The sequence below is a fragment of the Flavobacterium sp. genome, assembly GCF_046317795.1.
Classification (GTDB): Bacteria; Bacteroidota; Bacteroidia; order Flavobacteriales; family Flavobacteriaceae; genus Flavobacterium.
Window position 1 is genome coordinate 1 of sequence record NZ_JBKCVI010000042.1, and the last position, 17121, is coordinate 17121.

Annotated in this window: 17 protein-coding genes; 11 read left to right on the top strand and 6 right to left on the bottom strand. The window is 30.5% G+C overall.

Going from position 1 to position 17121, the window contains the following annotated elements:
* On the bottom strand, positions 1–127 hold a 127-nt coding region (locus ACK5ON_RS02670; RefSeq protein WP_409819664.1), incomplete at its 3' end, for a type II 3-dehydroquinate dehydratase.
* A gap of 81 nt (positions 128–208) precedes the next feature.
* Positions 209–745 (bottom strand): porin family protein, encoded by a 537-nt coding sequence (locus ACK5ON_RS02675; RefSeq protein ID WP_409819635.1) that lies wholly within the window; start codon positions 743–745, stop codon positions 209–211.
* Positions 746–1027: 282 nt separating this feature from the next.
* Between ACK5ON_RS02675 and ACK5ON_RS02680 the strand changes: the two genes are divergently transcribed.
* The 8 genes from ACK5ON_RS02680 (at position 1028) to ACK5ON_RS02715 (ending at position 8830) form a co-directional block, all read left to right on the top strand.
* Entirely contained in the window at positions 1028–1624 is a 597-nt protein-coding gene (locus ACK5ON_RS02680; protein ID WP_409819639.1) for an outer membrane beta-barrel protein, read from the top strand.
* Positions 1625–1845: 221 nt separating this feature from the next.
* Positions 1846–2382 carry a porin family protein gene (locus tag ACK5ON_RS02685; protein WP_409819642.1) on the top strand — a complete coding sequence of 179 codons (537 nt, stop codon included), beginning with the start codon at positions 1846–1848 and terminating at the stop codon, positions 2380–2382.
* Between the two features lie 299 nt (positions 2383–2681).
* The gene (locus tag ACK5ON_RS02690; protein ID WP_409819644.1) at positions 2682–5132 is read left to right on the top strand and encodes a mechanosensitive ion channel family protein; all 2451 of its coding nucleotides are present in this window, start codon (positions 2682–2684) and stop codon (positions 5130–5132) included.
* Between the two features lie 109 nt (positions 5133–5241).
* Positions 5242–5859, top strand: a complete 618-nt coding sequence (locus ACK5ON_RS02695) for a PliI family lysozyme inhibitor of I-type lysozyme (protein WP_409819646.1) — start codon at positions 5242–5244, stop codon at positions 5857–5859.
* 372 nt (positions 5860–6231) lie between these two features.
* Positions 6232–6804, top strand: a complete 573-nt coding sequence (locus ACK5ON_RS02700) for an outer membrane beta-barrel protein (RefSeq protein WP_409819666.1) — start codon at positions 6232–6234, stop codon at positions 6802–6804.
* Between the two features lie 277 nt (positions 6805–7081).
* Positions 7082–7414, top strand: coding sequence for a hypothetical protein (locus tag ACK5ON_RS02705; RefSeq protein ID WP_409819648.1), 333 nt, complete (start codon positions 7082–7084; stop codon positions 7412–7414).
* A gap of 53 nt (positions 7415–7467) precedes the next feature.
* Entirely contained in the window at positions 7468–8367 is a 900-nt protein-coding gene (gene xerD, locus ACK5ON_RS02710; RefSeq protein WP_409819649.1) for a site-specific tyrosine recombinase XerD, read from the top strand.
* Between the two features lie 67 nt (positions 8368–8434).
* Positions 8435–8830, top strand: coding sequence for a two-component system response regulator (locus ACK5ON_RS02715; protein WP_396173658.1), 396 nt, complete (start codon positions 8435–8437; stop codon positions 8828–8830).
* A 48-nt stretch (positions 8831–8878) separates the two neighbouring features.
* On the opposite strand, the gene rny is transcribed toward ACK5ON_RS02715, so the two are convergent.
* From rny to ACK5ON_RS02730, 3 genes are all read right to left on the bottom strand, one after another.
* Positions 8879–10441, bottom strand: a complete 1563-nt coding sequence (gene rny / locus ACK5ON_RS02720) for a ribonuclease Y (protein WP_409819653.1) — start codon at positions 10439–10441, stop codon at positions 8879–8881.
* Between the two features lie 211 nt (positions 10442–10652).
* Positions 10653–10949: a cell division protein ZapA gene (locus ACK5ON_RS02725; RefSeq protein WP_396173655.1), complete on the bottom strand. Its 297-nt coding sequence runs from the start codon at positions 10947–10949 to the stop codon at positions 10653–10655.
* Between the two features lie 4 nt (positions 10950–10953).
* Complete coding sequence (locus ACK5ON_RS02730; RefSeq protein WP_396173653.1) at positions 10954–11244, bottom strand: hypothetical protein; 291 nt, start codon at positions 11242–11244, stop codon at positions 10954–10956.
* Between the two features lie 185 nt (positions 11245–11429).
* Between ACK5ON_RS02730 and ACK5ON_RS02735 the strand changes: the two genes are divergently transcribed.
* From ACK5ON_RS02735 to ACK5ON_RS02745, 3 genes are all read left to right on the top strand, one after another.
* Positions 11430–13127, top strand: coding sequence for a M23 family metallopeptidase (locus ACK5ON_RS02735; protein ID WP_409819657.1), 1698 nt, complete (start codon positions 11430–11432; stop codon positions 13125–13127).
* Positions 13128–13136: 9 nt separating this feature from the next.
* The gene (locus tag ACK5ON_RS02740) at positions 13137–15614 is read left to right on the top strand and encodes a carboxypeptidase-like regulatory domain-containing protein (RefSeq protein WP_396173648.1); all 2478 of its coding nucleotides are present in this window, start codon (positions 13137–13139) and stop codon (positions 15612–15614) included.
* Positions 15615–15760: 146 nt separating this feature from the next.
* Positions 15761–16474 (top strand): hypothetical protein, encoded by a 714-nt coding sequence (locus tag ACK5ON_RS02745; RefSeq protein ID WP_409819659.1) that lies wholly within the window; start codon positions 15761–15763, stop codon positions 16472–16474.
* Between the two features lie 30 nt (positions 16475–16504).
* On the opposite strand, the gene ACK5ON_RS02750 is transcribed toward ACK5ON_RS02745, so the two are convergent.
* Positions 16505–17121: ABC transporter ATP-binding protein (locus tag ACK5ON_RS02750; protein WP_409819662.1), on the bottom strand; the 617-nt coding region annotated here is incomplete at its 5' end.

Below are 17121 nucleotides of genomic sequence, written 5' to 3' on the forward strand. Positions count from 1 at the left end.
TGTTTAAATAACTGAATCTTTGTTTTAGTACTTTAAAGTAATCTTCAAAAGTAATGTTGCCATAAATTTCAGGTTCGCGTTTGCCCAAAAGGTTGAGGTTTGGACCGTTGATGATAATGATTTTCATGAAGAGTATTTTTAGCTAAAAATAAAAAACCGTTATCATATAGACAACGGTTTCATGATTTAAATGAATTTATTTCTTAACCTAAAACTTATAACCCACAGAAAGTTGAATAACTCTATTGGTAACATCAGCATCATTGCTAACTTCTGTTAGCCCTAAAACGTATCTGCCTTGTATAAAAAAGTGATCGGTAATGTTATAACCCAAACCCGCAACAGCTGCAAAATCAAAAGTTTCTCCTTCAAACTGGTCTTCAACATTTTCATTTATCAAGAAAGCAAATTGTGGACCAGCTTCCAAGCTTAACTTTTTGCTTGTTAAATAAAATTTTGCCAATACCGGTACTGTGATATAATTGTAATTAATGTCTTCAAAACCAGCTACATCTATTTTTGCACCTTGAGAAGAATACAACAATTCAGGTTGAATGGACAGGTTTTCAAGAAGTTTTAATTCAACAATAGCCCCAAAATGAAAGCTTGTGTAATTTGAGCTATCGAAACCATCTCCTTTAAGGTTAGAAAAGTTTACTCCACCTTTTAAACCAAATTCTACCATTTGTGCTTGTGCACTGCTGATAAATAATATTGTAAAGAATAAAATAAGTGCTTTTTTCATTTTTGTTTTGTTTTAAAATTTTAATTGAATGTAATATTGTAATTTTTATTTAACTCTCGCAAATTTTTGTGTAGATTTATTTAGATTATTTAATTTTAATATGTTTCATAATAGAATTAATAAAATATAAACTATAGTTAATTAGGGTTCTAATTTATTAAAAATAAAACACTTATACGCTTTTAATTATTAATAACATTGTTAATAACTATAAAGTTTGTTCTATTTCATAATAAACTTAACTTTTAACTTTGAGGGTATTAATTTAAAACAAAACAAAACATGAAAAAAATTATTTTAACAGTTGCAGCAGTATTCGTTTTATCGTTTGCTAATGCACAAGATGATGCGAAAAACGTAAAGGGCTTCTCTAAAGGAGATATGTGGGCTGAAGGTAGTTTCAGTTTTAGATCTGGAGATCTAGTTGATAGTTGGGCTTTCAATCCAAAAATTGGATATATGATTGACAATAAATGGGGTATCGGAGGGAAACTTGATTTTTCTGGTGCTAAACAAGCCAATGGTGATAAAAGTGGAGCTTTTGGAATTGGAGTTTTTGCTCGTAACTATTTTTTGTCTTTAGGAGCTGACAAAGCTTTTCAAGCTTTTGGAGAATTAGGTTTAGGATATTCTGCTCTAACAGAAGAACCAAATGGCGGAAGTAAATCTACTACTAGCGCTTTGAATGCTAATATTGATTTAGGGATAAATTATTTTTTCACTTCTCATTGGGCAGCTACATTTAAATTGGCAAACATTTTAAGTTACAATAATACAAATCCTGAAAATGGTTCAAATTCTAGTGATTTAAATGTAAATGTAAATTTGTTTAACAATATCTTCGCTCAACCGCAGTTTGGATTATTATACAAATGGTAATTTAATTGTTTGATTGAATATAGGAAGCCGTCTCAAAACTGAGGCGGTTTTTTTATACAATCAAATGAAACTATAAAAATGTATCAAAAAGTAAAAAACATTCTGAGTAAAAATATCAGAAAAAATTGTTGATAATTTTGTTGATAACTGAAATAGGGAAACACTTCTTTTGGAATTGAATACTATAAATTTGTTCCATACTAATTTTAAAAATTTTATTTATGAAAAAATTATCTATTTTATTTATTGTTTTATTAAGTGCATACTCTGTAAATGCACAAATGTTTAAGTTTGGACTAAAAGGAGGAGCAAATTTTTCTAGTCTTGAAGGTGATAATATTGAAAGCTCTAAGTATACAAGTTTCCATTTTGGAGGTTTAGTAGAAATTAGCTTATTGGAAAATTTATCCGTGCAACCGGAACTTTTGTATTCATCACAAGGAGCAAAATTTGATGAAGCCGCTGTAGAAGACATCAATTACAATTATATTACTGTTCCCGTAATGGCTAAATTTTATTTAGTGAGTAAAAAATTTAGTTTAGAAGCAGGACCACAGTTTTCATTTTTAATAAATCAAAATGTATCAGATCAATTCGAAGGGGAATCTTTTGATTTTGCAGTTGCTGGAGGTTTAGGATACAATATAACTGAACATTTTTTTGTTCAAGGTCGTTATGTTCTTGGGCTAACCCAAGCTAATAAAGAAGCCGAAGTAACTAATAGAGTAATTCAATTATCTTTAGGATATATTTTTTAATAAGGTATTTGCATATTAAAAAAATATACTACATTTGAATAGCTTTGGTTCATTTAATTCAGGTGTTGTTTACATTATAATACTTTACTTCAAAATAAATAAACCACTCAAATCGAGTGGTTTTTTTATTTACGATATTTCAACTGTAATTGATATTTAATAAATTTAACAATTGTTAAATATGTTTCTTTTGTAAATTGTAAAATTATTTTTATTTATTTATCTTTGTAATCAATTAATTAAAAGCTAACAAAGGGCTATCTTTACAAGTCATTGTTTTGTAAATTTATATTTAAAAAATGAAACCTATCCCATTCTTTCTTAAATATTCTACTAAAAGTGTATTAAACCTTTTTGTATTACTTTTTTTAATCGTTTCTGCCATTTCAACTGCACAAAATAAAGCTATAAAAGATACCACTTCTGCTAAAGAAGATACATTAGGAAAAAAAAATAAAAACTCTTTAGCTGTTTTAGACAATTACATTGCTAAAATGGCTACTGAAGAGCTTAAAGAAGGTAAGCTTCAACTGAATAATAATAGAATTACACAATGGCAGAATAATAATTTCAATCTAATCATTTCTGAAATACAAAAGGCCAATTTTCTCCTTAAAGAGGGTGTTGATTATAAAAATTTTACTGCTGAACTAGATTTGCTTATAAAATTAAAAGACGAATCACTCGAAGGAATTACCAACAAAAGGGATAAAAAGCAAACTATAAGAAATCTTTCTACAACTTACCTTTTATTACAAGAATTGTCAAAGCGCACCGATGAAAGATTAATTGTTATTGATGAAAGTAATCAATCATTAAGCACTTTTCAAAGACGATTAGATTCATTAACATCAAACAAAAAGTTATATATAGTACCCTTAGATTCAATCTCCAAAATAAATTATTATCAGCGATTTGTTTTTATGTCAAAAGACCTAAAATCTGTTAATGTTAATATCAAAAATGCCCAAGACAGTATTCAAAAACTGCAAGTAATGGGTAACCTTTTTAAATACAGTTTAAAAAAGGATATTGCTTATATTAATAGTGAACGTAAAGCCATTTATGACAATATAAAAGATTTTAATAAAGCTAACATTGATAAAAACCACAAGGATATATCTTTTCAAGAAAATATAAGTTATTCTTTTGGTAAAGGCATGTTGGTATTAATATATTATTATGTTAATTATAGTCACAATATTATTATAATGATGCTATTTGTAATAGCATTGATTGTATTTTTAAAAGTTTTAAAAAGGAAATATATTGATACCAACCTTTATAATGATTTGCAATATCCAAAGCAACTATTTGAACATCCAGTCGCTGCTTCATTAGTAATTGTATTTACAATTTATCAATTCATTTTACAATTGCCACCTTTTATTTTCTCTAGTTTTCTTTGGATGATTAGTGCATTTGCATTGACCTTCTTGTTGCGAAAATCAGTATCTAAATATTGGTTTAGAGTTTGGTTGGTTATTTTGCTTTTTGCAATAGTGGCAGTATTCGATAATTTATTGCTTCGTTATTCCGTAGCTGAGGAAAATTTTATTGTATTCATGAATATCAGTGGATTTATTTTAGGTTTGTTTCTCCTCATTAATAGCAGGGAACAAGGTAGAAGTTTTGTAGAAAAAACAATTTTTGCATCAGTTATAGTATTAATCATATTTGAAATTATTTCATTTTATTGTATACTAACAGACCAATATAATAATGCAAAAATGTTTATGACAAATGGTTTTTTTACGGTTATAATTGCCTATTTGATGGTTTGGACTTATTATTTGATTGGTGATATCAAAATACTTTCCTATTACCTTAAAGAAACAGATAAAGAAAGAGAAAACTTAGTATTGAACCCAAATAAAAAAACAGGAGTGCTTACCTATGTTTTACTGTTTGTAGGTTGGTTTATACTTACCAGTCGAAATTCATATTCTTTTCAAACCTTTACTGCACCATTTAAAAAAGCTTTTTATAAACCACAAACTTTTGGTGAATTCACTTTTACCTATGAAAATATTTTTGTATTCTTTGTTGTTTTATTCATTTCAGGATTTCTTTCTAGTATTGTTTCTTTTTTAACAACAGAAACAAGGACTGCGATAAAAAACAACAGAAAATCAGGAGTAGGAAGTTGGTTGCTACTCATCAAAATCGCTATTATTTCACTAGGAATAGTTATCGCATTTGCTTCGGCAGGGTTTCCTATCGATAAATTAGCTTTAGTCCTAAGTGCTTTGGGTGTTGGTATTGGTTTTGGACTTCAAACAGTAATTAACGATTTAGTAAGTGGTCTTATTATAGCATTTGAAAAACCAGTTAATCTAGATGATGTTGTAGAGGTTGGTGGACAAAGTGGAAAAATGAAATCAATAGGAATTAGAAGCAGCGTAATAAGTACTTGGCAAGGTTCTGATGTTATTATTCCTAATGGAAATTTATTAAATAATAATTTAATTAATTGGACCTTAGGAAAAAGCAGAAGAAGAATAGATTTTAATTTGAGTGTGTCTAAAGGAACTGATTTGTCACTTGTTGACCAAGTACTGAATGATATTTTAGATAATAATGATCAAATACTAAAAACATCTCATAATAGTATTCAAGTAATTAATTTTAATGAAAGAACTATTGATTTCGTTGTTAAGTTCTGGGTTGAACATTTTGAAATAGCTATGGAAGTGAAGAGTGATGTTCTTAAAGCTATTGATATCAAGTTTAAAGAATATAAGATTTAATCCCTTTCCTTCAAAAAGATATAAATATTCAATTAATTACAAATAATAATAATTAGTATATCAAATATTAACAAAAAAACTAAGTATAAAAACAAAAATTCAATCAATTATGAAAAAAGTATTTTTAATGTTATCAATTGCCTTCGTAATCAGTTCTTGTGGAAAGAAAAACGAATTAGAACCAAATACTTCTAAAGCTGATTCTATAGCTACAAAAGAAATAAAAACAGATACAGTTCCTAGTTTCACGAAGGAATTAAGCTTAAACAAAATATCCTTTAAAATTTCGGTTACAGGAAATCAAATGACAATTACACCTTCGGGTTTGTCAATAGATAACAATCCAATTATAAGAGAAATTGAAGGAACAGTTACAAATGCCGAAATTGGAGATTTGAATAGCGATACTTTTCCTGAAGTATTTATATATACTAATTCCGATGGTAGTGGAAGTTATGGAAAGGCCTATGGTTTTTCAGTTAATAACGGAAAATCAGTTAGCGATATCAGCATTCCTAATGTAACTGACATTCCAAAATTAAGCAAAGGTTATATGGGACACGATGATTTTGCTATTGTAGAAGGTATTCTTGCCCAACGATTTCCAATATACAATGAAGGCGATACAAATAGTAACCCAACAGGAAAAACAAGACAAATACAATATAAACTGCGTGACGTAGAATCGTCAAGAGTTCTTGTAGTTGATCAGACAATCGAATTTTAACTGTAAAATTATAAATATTGTGAAAAAATCAATATTGCCCTAAATAAATTTGTAAAAACTAAAATTTATTTAGGACAACATTGGTATTGGATATAAAACCGAGGTTTCTCCAAAAATCAGTATTCTTATAGATTATCAAATAGTGGCTGGACTTACAGATATTATTAAAGCATCTGAATTTTCTACTATGAATAGCTTTGGTTCATTTAATACTGGTGTTGTTTTTAAATTATAATACTTTACTTCAATATAAAATAACTTCTCAGAAATGAGAGGTTTTTTTATTTACGATAAATAAAGTATTTGCATATTTAAAAAATTTACTACATTTGCACCACTAATTTTAAAATTAAATAAAACATAAAAAAAATTATTTTAACAGTAGCTGCAGTATTCGTTTTATCGTTTGCTAATGCACAACAAAGAGAAAAAGGTACAATTGAGTTAGCACCACAAATAGGTTATGCTACAGCAAATTATTATGGAGAAAATAACCTCAACAACAATTCACTCGGAGGTGTAGCTTTTGGATTAGGTGCTGATTATTTTTTTAATGATAGATGGAGTTTGCGTTCAGGTTTATTATATCAACCTATGGGTTCCGACCTTGGCGGTGGTTTTAAAGAGAAAATTAACTATTTAACCTTACCAGTTAATGCGAATTGGCATTTTGGAAGTACAAGAAAATGGAATTTAAATTTTGGGCCAAGTATTGGTTTTGTAATGTCTGCTAAATTTGATGGTAATGATATTAAAGATCTAGTAGTAGCAACTCAAGTTGGTTTAAATTATGGTATTGGATATAAAATATTTGTAAATGAAAAATTTAGTATTTTAATTGATTACCAAGGAATGACTGGCTTAACAGGAATTGATGATTCTGGGGATACAAGTTTAAAAAATGTATATGGATCATTTAATTTAGGTGCTGTAATTAAATTATAAATTTGTTTCATTGAGATTTTTATTAAACCACTCAAATTGGGTGGTTTTTTTATACCTATTATTTAGGGTTAAATGCTTTATAGTAAGGGTTAATATAAATTCGCTTAGGGTTAAAATATAATTTATTAGTTAAATAATAATTATAATTAGTATAAATTTTATTTTGTTTAGTGTTTAAATAATTTTTAATAGGTTTATAATAAAATATTTTAGGGTTAAAATATTTTATATTTTGATTATAATAATTTATTTTAGCTATATCATAAATTTTATAACAATGAAAACACTTCCACACATGGGTTCTTTAATCAAACAAAGAATACTAGAAAAAAAACTAACCTTCGCCGAAGTATGCCGAAGAATAAATATCAAACAACCTGTTATCAATGGTTACTTTGAACAACCAACCCTTCAAACAAAAATCATTTGGAAAATAAGCATAGCTATTGAGCATAATCTATTCGCCGATTTAATCGAAAACCTTCCCGAAAACATCCAAAACGCCAAGAAAACAAGCTTTCAACAAACCATTGAAAAACAAGCTGATGAAATCAAAGATTTAAAAAAAGAAATTGCCATTTATAAAGAGATACTAAAAAATAAATTATAATATTTTATCCAATAATATATCTTTAGTTAAATGTCATTTCGTTACTTTACCATATGAATTGGAATAATTACATCAAAAGTTTTCAATCCTATTTAAAAATAGAGCGAGGGTTATCAAAGAACACTATGGCCAATTATACCTTTGATTTAGAACGATTGTGTCTTTTTTTGAATGAAAATGCTATTACCATTTCCCCTGAGAAGATTACAGAAGAAACCATTCAACAGTTTATTTATGCTGTTTCCAAAGAAGTGAATGGGCGTTCTCAAGCAAGGATTATCTCGGGCTTAAAAAGTTTTTTTACCTATTTGATATTTGAAGATTACCGAGCTGATAATCCCATGGAATTAATAGAATCTCCAAAAATTGGACGAAAACTTCCCGATACACTCTCTGTTGATGAGATTGATGATTTGATTGCTGCAATCGATTTGTCAACTGATGAAGGAGAACGCAACAGAGCCATTCTAGAAACGCTTTATAGTTGTGGACTCAGAGTTACGGAATTAATAACATTAAAAATTTCGGATTTGTTTTTTGAGGAAGGTTTTATAAAAATTACTGGAAAAGGCAATAAACAGCGATTTGTCCCTGTAGCAAAATCTACCCAAAAATACATTGAGCTTTATAAAAATAATATTCGAACGCATTTGAATATTGGTAAAGGTTTTGAAGATACTTTGTTTCTAAACAGAAGAGGAAAGCAATTGACAAGAGCGATGATTTTTACCATTATTAAAACCTTGGCGGTTAAAATTAATCTTTCAAAAAATATTAGTCCGCACACCTTACGCCACTCATTTGCAACACATTTATTAGAAAATGGTGCCGATTTGCGTTCCATTCAAATGATGCTTGGACATGAGTCAATTACTACTACTGAAATCTATGTTCATTTGGACAGAAAACATTTAACACAAATATTACATACATTTCATCCGAGAAAAGAGTAGTTTGTCGATTTTTTTATTATTTTTGTATTGTCAAAAGAATAAAAAAACCCTCAAATCTATTTAAAAAATGAAATTTAATAATGTATTCGTAGTGGATGATGATAAAATTTACCACTTCTTAATCAAAAAGTTGTTCATAAGTAATAATATTGAAGTTAGCCCATCCTTTTTCGAAAATGGTCAAGATGCTTTAGATGGCATTAAACACAACCTCGACAAAGATGAAAATCAGCCCGATTTGATTTTACTAGATATTAACATGCCAGTGCTTGACGGGTGGCAGTTTCTAGAAGAATTTAAAAAGCTAAAAGAATTTATTAAAAAAGAAATTAGCATTTATGTTATTAGTTCCTCTGATAACACAATGGATAGAAATAAAGCTAAAGAATTTGATGATGAAATCACAAATTACTATTTAAAACCCATGACAAGTGATGCAATAAAGTCAATATTTGCATTATAAAAAAGAGGCGACCATTTGATCGCCTCTTTACTTTTAAATCTATATGATTTACTTAGCGATATTCACCGCCCTTGTTTCTCTTATAACTGTAATTTTTACTTGACCAGGATAGGTCATTTCGGTTTGAATTTTTTGAGAAATTTCAAAAGAAAGTTTAGCAGCGTTTTCATCGCTTACTTTTTCGCTTTCTACAATTACGCGTAGTTCACGCCCGGCTTGAATGGCATACGCATTTTTAACTCCATTAAATCCAAATGCAATATTTTCTAAGTCTTTTAATCGTTGAATGTAGGAGTCTAGAACCTGACGTCTGGCTCCTGGTCTAGCTCCCGAAATAGCATCACAAACTTGAATAATAGGAGAAATTAAATACTTCATTTCAATTTCATCATGGTGCGCTCCAATAGCGTTGCACACTTCTTCTTTTTCACCAAATTTTTCTGCCCATTGCATACCAAGTAATGCGTGCGGTAAATCGCTTTCGGTATCGGGTACTTTTCCAATATCGTGAAGTAAACCGGCACGTTTGGCTAGTTTAACATTGAGTCCTAATTCAGCTGCCATAATTCCACAAAGTTTGGAAACTTCGCGCGAGTGTTGCAACAAATTTTGTCCATAAGAGGAGCGGTATTTCATTCTACCAACTACTTTAATTAACTCAGGATGTAAACCGTGGATACCTAAATCAATAACAGTACGTTTTCCAACTTCTGCAATTTCATCATCTATTTGTTTGGTAGTCTTTTCGACAACTTCTTCAATTCTTGCTGGGTGAATACGTCCATCAGTTACTAGTTTGTGTAATGAAAGACGAGCGATTTCTCTTCTGACAGGATCAAAACAAGACAAGATAATTGCCTCAGGTGTATCGTCAACAATAATTTCAACCCCTGTAGCCGCTTCTAGCGCACGAATGTTTCTTCCTTCACGACCAATAATTCTACCTTTCACATCATCTGATTCAATATTGAAAACAGAAACACAATTCTCAACCGCTTCTTCTGTCCCAACACGTTGTATTGTATTGATGATTACTTTCTTGGCTTCTTGTTGTGCGGTTAGTTTTGCTTCTTCAATGGTGTCTTGAATATGAGACATGGCTTTTGTTTTGGCTTCTGCTTTTAAGCTTTCTACCAACTGTTCTCTTGCGTCTTCTGCCGAAAGACCTGATATAACCTCAAGTTGTAAAACTTGGCTTTTGTGGAGCTTTTCAAGTTCTTGTTGTTTTTTATCTAATAATTCGATTTTAGCATTGTATTCCGTTGCTTTTGCTTCAAAATCGTCATTTACTTTTTTGGATTTAGCCAATTCATTTGAAACCTGAGACTCTTTATCACGCGTTCTCTTTTCTACCTCTGCAATTCTTTTGTCTTTGTTTAATATCTCTTTTTCGTGTTCCGATTTTAGTTCTAAAAATTTTTCTTTTGCTTGAAGTAATTTATCTTTTTTGATGTTTTCTGCTTCAAGATTAGCATCTCTTAAAATAGAAGATGCTTCTTTTTTTGCATTTTTAATCATGTTGGAGGTATTGTTTTTCTCTAAGAACTTTGCTATTCCAAAACCTCCACCAACTCCTGCGATTAACGCAATTATTATAAATATAATTTCCATTTTTTTTGTTTGTGTTTATGTATAAAAAAAGCCCACATTAGGTGAATGCATAAACTCGAAAAGACAAGTTTTGAGCTAACTCGTTGGTCAAGTTTCTCCGCCGTGGCGGAGCATGCTTTAGTAACGACGATTTGCTCATTCTAATTTGTTAGTGTTGAGTTTACCAATTAAAATCTAATGTAGGCAGTGTTGTAATTCTATGTTAAGAACGTTATTTTTTTTCGAGATACTCGAATAATACATCATTAATTTTTTTCAATCTTTCCAGAGTTTCAGAGCCATCTATGGCATTACTCACTTGCTTTTGTTCTACTTGTGAAGCAAACTGTAAAGCACACATGGCTAATACGTCTTGCTTGTCTCGAACCGCATAGTTTTCTTCGAATTGCTTAATCATAGCATCAATTTTTTTGGAAGCGCTTCGCAGCCCTTCTTCCTGAGACAGTTCTACCGTTAACGGATACACTCTGTCAGCAATTGATAATTTTATTTTAAGCTTTTCCTCCATATTTTTAGTCTGATAACTGCGCAATGCAATAATCTATCTCTCGAATTAATGAATTTATTTTAAGCTTTGTATCTCTTTTATTTTCTTCACCGCCTAATAATGAATTAGCTATTTTGAGTGATTCACAATCTGAATTCAATCTTGAAATTTCGTCAGTTTGTTTTGTTATTATTGCTGCAGCTTTATCTAATTCTGTTTTTAATGTTATAGAATTTTTTTCTAAACTGTCTATTTTTATAAAAAGTTTTTCTATTCTATTTTCAAGAGAATTAATTATTTCTGCAATTTCACTCATGAAATATTTTGTTCATTACTTACTTTACAAAGTTAGGATTCTATTTTGTTTTCGCAATTTTTTTGTCAATTATTTATTCTTGATTTGACTTCTGTCTATATTAAATTGAATTTTAATGAGTTAAAGGCGAAATTTTTATTGTAAATTTTTACTCACTTTCATTATCTTAGCCAAAACAACTAATTATGAAAAAATTCTTTATATTTTATTTATTCGCTGTTTTTGCTTTTGGTCAAAACCAATATCCAAAGGATTTCTTTCGTTCTCCTTTAGATATTCCTTTGCAACTTTCAGGAAATTTTGGTGAATTAAGACCCAATCATTTTCATTCAGGATTTGATTTTAAAACCCAAAAAAAAGAGGGATTTAATGTTTATGCTGTTGCCAATGGCTATGTATCAAGAATAAAAATTTCAGTTTCAGGTTACGGAAAAGCAATATATGTTACTCATCCAAATGGGTTTACCACAGTTTATGGTCATTTGCAATCAGGTTATGGAGAAATTGAAAAATGGATTAAAAAGGAACAATACAAAGCAAAATCCTATGAAATAGATGTTTACCTAAAACCAACTGATTTGGTGGTTATGAAAAGCGATATCATTGCTATTTCTGGAAATACTGGTGGTTCTGATGGGCCACATTTGCATTTTGAATTTCGAGATACACAATCGGAAAAAATTATTAATCCAATGTTTTTTGGTTTTGACACGGTTATTGTTGATGATAAGCGACCAATAATAAGTAGTTTATGGGTGTATCCTTTGGATGAAAATGCTATTGTTAATCAATCAAAGAGACCATTTTCTGTTAATTTATCACTTCAACCGGACGGAAGTTATATAACTGAAAAAATACTTGCTACCGGTAAAATAGGTTTTGGTATCACCACGATTGATTTTGATAATGTTTCTTGGAATGCCAATGGTATTTTTAAAGTGCAAACTTTTTTAAATGGAAAAACATCTTTTAAATATCAATTTGACACTTTTTCTTTTGATGAAACCCGATTTGTAAATGCTTTAATTGATTATAAGAAATATAAAGAAACAGGACAGCGCGTTCAAAAACTGTTTATGACAAACCCATATCCATTAAGCATACTCAATTCAGATAATCATAACGGTACTGTTTCTTTAAAACCTGATTTAACACAAAGCTATAGAATTGAAGTGTCAGATTATCAAGAAAATACAACCAAAATAAACGTACCCATAGTATATTCTCCACGAATAGCAAAAGTATATGAAGAGCCAACAAACGCTACTTATTTAGTTAAAGCTAAAAATGATAATATTTTTGCTCAAGAGAATGTGACAGTAACTATTCCAGCAAATACTTTTTTGGAGGACTTTAAAATGAATTTTGAGGTAAAAAATGGCGTTTTGCAACTTCATGAAGATAGTGTTCCAGCATTTAGTAATTTTCAAATCACTTTTGAAGACAGCATTTCCTCTGAAAAAGAAAGAGAGAAAATGTTTATTGGTGCAATAAATGATAAAAAAATCAACTACATTAATACTAAAAGATTTAAAAATTCGTTTACTATTTACACTAAATATTTAGGCAACTATAAGTTAGTCAAAGATACTGTTGGGCCAAAGATTAAGATGGATAATACTATCAAAGGCAAATGGATTAGTAAACAAAATGTATTGCAATTTTCCATTTCAGATGAATTATCGGGCATCAAAAGCTATGATGGATTTCTCAACGGAAAATGGATATTGTTAGAATATGAAAGCAAAACCAATAAATTAATTCATCGTTTTACCGATGGTATTGTTGCCGAAGGAAAAAACGATTTAAAAATAGTCGTTACTGATAATGTTGGAAATTCTGCTATCTTTGAAACACATTTTTTTAGAAGTCAAAAACCTTAATTCTATAGTTTGAGAACAAATAAATTTCTTTTTACGCTCCTTTTTTTTACAATAAGTACTATCGCTTTTGCACAAAATCAAACCGCCAAAGTTGCTGGAATTGTGCTTGATGAAAACAATAAACCAGTAGAGAATGTTAATGTAAGCTACCAGACAAAATCGGCAACAACTAATGCTGATGGGTTTTATGAATTAACGGTTCCGGCTAATCAAAGGGTTGTATTAGTTTTTACTCATGTTTCTTTAAAAAACATAACGGCTACAGTGCAACTTAAACCGGGAGAAAATTTTGAATTTAATGTGGTAATGAATGACAAAGCAGAACAATTGAATGACGTTGTCATTACCAATAACAAAAAAAGAGTGCAAGGAATTACTACTATTCAGCCCGAAGTAATTCGTAAAAATCCAAGTGCCAATGCCGGAATTGAGAGTGTTTTAAAAACTTTTGCAGGTGTAAACTCCAATAGTGAATTGAGCACACAATATGCTGTTCGTGGAGGAAATTATGACGAAAATTTAGTGTATGTTAATGAAATTGAAGTCTATCGTCCGTTTTTAATTCGTTCCGGACAACAAGAAGGATTGAGTTTCACCAATACCGATATGGTTCAGAATGTCGATTTTTCTGCAGGTGGATTTCAAGCTAAATATGGTGATAAATTATCATCTGTTTTGGATATTACGTATCGTAAACCAACCAAATTTGCACTTGCTGCCGAAGCCAGTTTCCTTGGTGGAAGTATCACTGCCGATATGATTTCTAAAAACAAAAAATGGTCAAATATTACAGGTGTTCGCTATCGTGACAACTCGCTTTTAGTTAATAGTCAAGAAACGCAAACCAATTTCAGACCCACCTTTGCTGATGTCCAAACCATTGTAAATTTTAATCCCAATGAAAAATGGCAATTTAGTTTTTTAGGGAATGCTTCTCAAAACATCTATAATTATCAGCCATTGACTCGACAAACTAATTTTGGAACCATAGATGAACCAATAGCGTTGCAAATTTTTTATGATGGACAGGAAAATGATCAATATCAAACACTTTTTGGCAGTTTTAAAACTTCTTTTATGGCCAATGAGAATAATACGTTTAAACTAATTACTTCAATATATCACACTCAAGAGCAAGAATACTTTGATATTTTTGCTGCCTATTTTTTAGGAGAAGTTGACACTAATATTGGTTCTGAAACATTAGGAGAAGTAACGTTTAGTCGTGGCATTGGAACTCAATTGAATCACGCTCGAAATGACTTAGATGCCATGTTTATCAATGCAGAAATCAAAGGAACTCATTTTTTGAAAAACAAAAAGCACCAAATCGATTGGGGTTTCAAATATACTCGCGAAAATATTAGAGATAGAATAGTAGAATGGGAAGTGATTGACTCGGCTGGGTTTTCTATCAATCCTCCAATTATTGATATTCCTAATGACCAACCCTACAACCCTTATGTTGGACCTTTAGTTCCGTATCAAAATGTAAGAGCTACAAACTTTATCGATATCAACAGATTTTCTGGTTTTGCGCAGTGGAATACCAAAACCAAACTTGGCAATAGTCAATTATGGATAACTGCTGGTGCTCGTTTTCATCACTGGATAGTTTCTGGTAGAGACATTTCTGGAGGAAAGGCACAAACTGTTTTTAGCCCAAGAACACAGTTTGCATTAAAACCCGATTGGGACAAAGACATGTTATTCCGATTGTCATTAGGATTTTATCATCAACCACCGTTATATCGTGAGCTAAGAGATTTCGACGGCGTTGTAAACCCAAATGTAAAAGCCCAGCAATCCATACATTTTGTATTGAGTAATGATTATAATTTCAAAATGAGTAATCGTCCGTTTAAGTTGGTTTCGGAAGCCTATTATAAAACGATGACGGATGTTAATACGTATACGTTAGAAAATGTTAGAATTCGCTACCGAGCTAATAATGAGGCAACGGCTTATGCGTATGGATTGGATTTGAGATTAAACGGGGAATTTGTACCAGGAACAGAGTCTTGGTTGAGTTTTGGTTACATGAAAACCGAAGAAAATCAAAACGGTAGAGGTTTTATTGCTCGCCCAACAGACCAACGATTAAAGTTTGGCATTTTATTTCAAGACTATATGCCCAATTTACCCAATATGAAATTGTATCTAAATTTAGTTTACAATACAGGTTTGCCTGGTGGTTCACCTTCTTATGCTGATGCCTACGAATATCAAAATCGTTTGAGAGATTATCGTCGTGCCGATGTTGGATTTTCGTATGTCTTTACCGAAAAAAATAATGAAAGACCAGACGGACATTGGATAAAGAAATTCCAAGATTTGTCGCTTGGTTTTGAGATTTTCAATTTGTTCAACAACCAAAATGCCATTACCAATACTTGGGTTCGTGATGTGTATACCAAAAACCAATACGGAATTCCAAACTATATGACCACACGCGTTTTCAATATAAAATTGACGGCAAGATTGTAGAAAAAAATCATATATTTGATTTACTTTTTGGCTTTAGAAAAATTTTATGGTAAACTCAAAATTTAGCAATTAATTAAACAAATAGCACGATAATATAAATTACCTATTAAAATTTTAGTATTACATACTTTTTAAACAGTTTCAAAATGAAAAATTATTTTCCATATATTTTGTTAGCTTTCGTTTTCTCTTTTTCCAGTTGCAAAAAACAAGAAAAAGAAAAACCCAAAGTGATTTATGACACTACTACTAAAGAAAAAGTGCTTGTAAAAATGGATACAACCCAAATTAAAGTAGCCGATTTGCCCATTAATATGGAAGGAACAAATTATTTGATTTACCCTATTGGAACAGTAACTGGTGAAAAAAAGGGATTTAAATATTCTTATGATTCAGAGGATAGTTTTACAGTTTCCAATTATGGCGAATTCCAAATTACGGGTTTTTTGAAAAATTTAAAATTTCAGGAAATTGGACAGGATACTATTTATGCTTTAACAGATAAACCAGTTTTAATACTCACTGCAACCTATTTAAAATCAATAGCTACTAAATCGAAAAAGCAACTACTGGTTTATACTTTGACAGATATTGACTCTAATAAGGACAATAAATTAGACACAAACGATATAAAATCTATTTACATCAGTGCTATTTCGGGGAAAAACCTAACCAAACTTTCTACCGATTTTCAAGAATTAATTGATTGGAAAGTTATTGAGGCAAAAAACAGCTTGTATTTTAGAAGTATTGAAGACACTAACAAAAATGGTGAATTTGATAAAGACGATAAAGTTCATTATAACGTTGTCAATCTTTTGGATACAGAATGGTTGGTTCAAGAATATTTTCCTATATAATATTTATACCATTTCTGCATTGAAATAGTATTAGTCAAACGACTGCATTGTTACCAATTTAGAATAAGTTCCGTTTTTGGTTAACAACTCATCATGAGTCCCTTGTTCTACAATTTTTCCTTTATGCATAACCACAATTGTATCGGCTTTTTGTATGGTTGAAAGGCGATGCGCAATTACTATGGAAGTTCGGTTTTGCATCATGTTTTCCAAAGCTATTTGAACCAATCTTTCACTTTCGGTATCCAAAGCCGATGTAGCTTCATCCAAAATCATAATTGGTGGATTTTTCAAAACGGCTCGAGCAATTGAAAGTCTTTGTTTTTGTCCACCCGAAAGTTTGTTGCCACTATCGCCAATATTGGTATAAATACCTTCGGGTAAGTCTTTGACAAATTCATAAGCATTGGCAATTTTGAGTGCTTCAATGATTTCGTCATCGGTTGCCTCGGGTTTTCCCAAAGAGATATTGGCTTTGATAGTATCATTAAACAAAATAGAATCTTGTGTCACCAATCCCATTAAATCTCTTAATGATTTCAAATTCATATCTTTAATGTCAATACCGTCAATTTTTATAATTCCTTCTTGAACATCATAAAATCTCGTTAGCAAATTAGCAATGGTACTTTTTCCACTTCCCGATT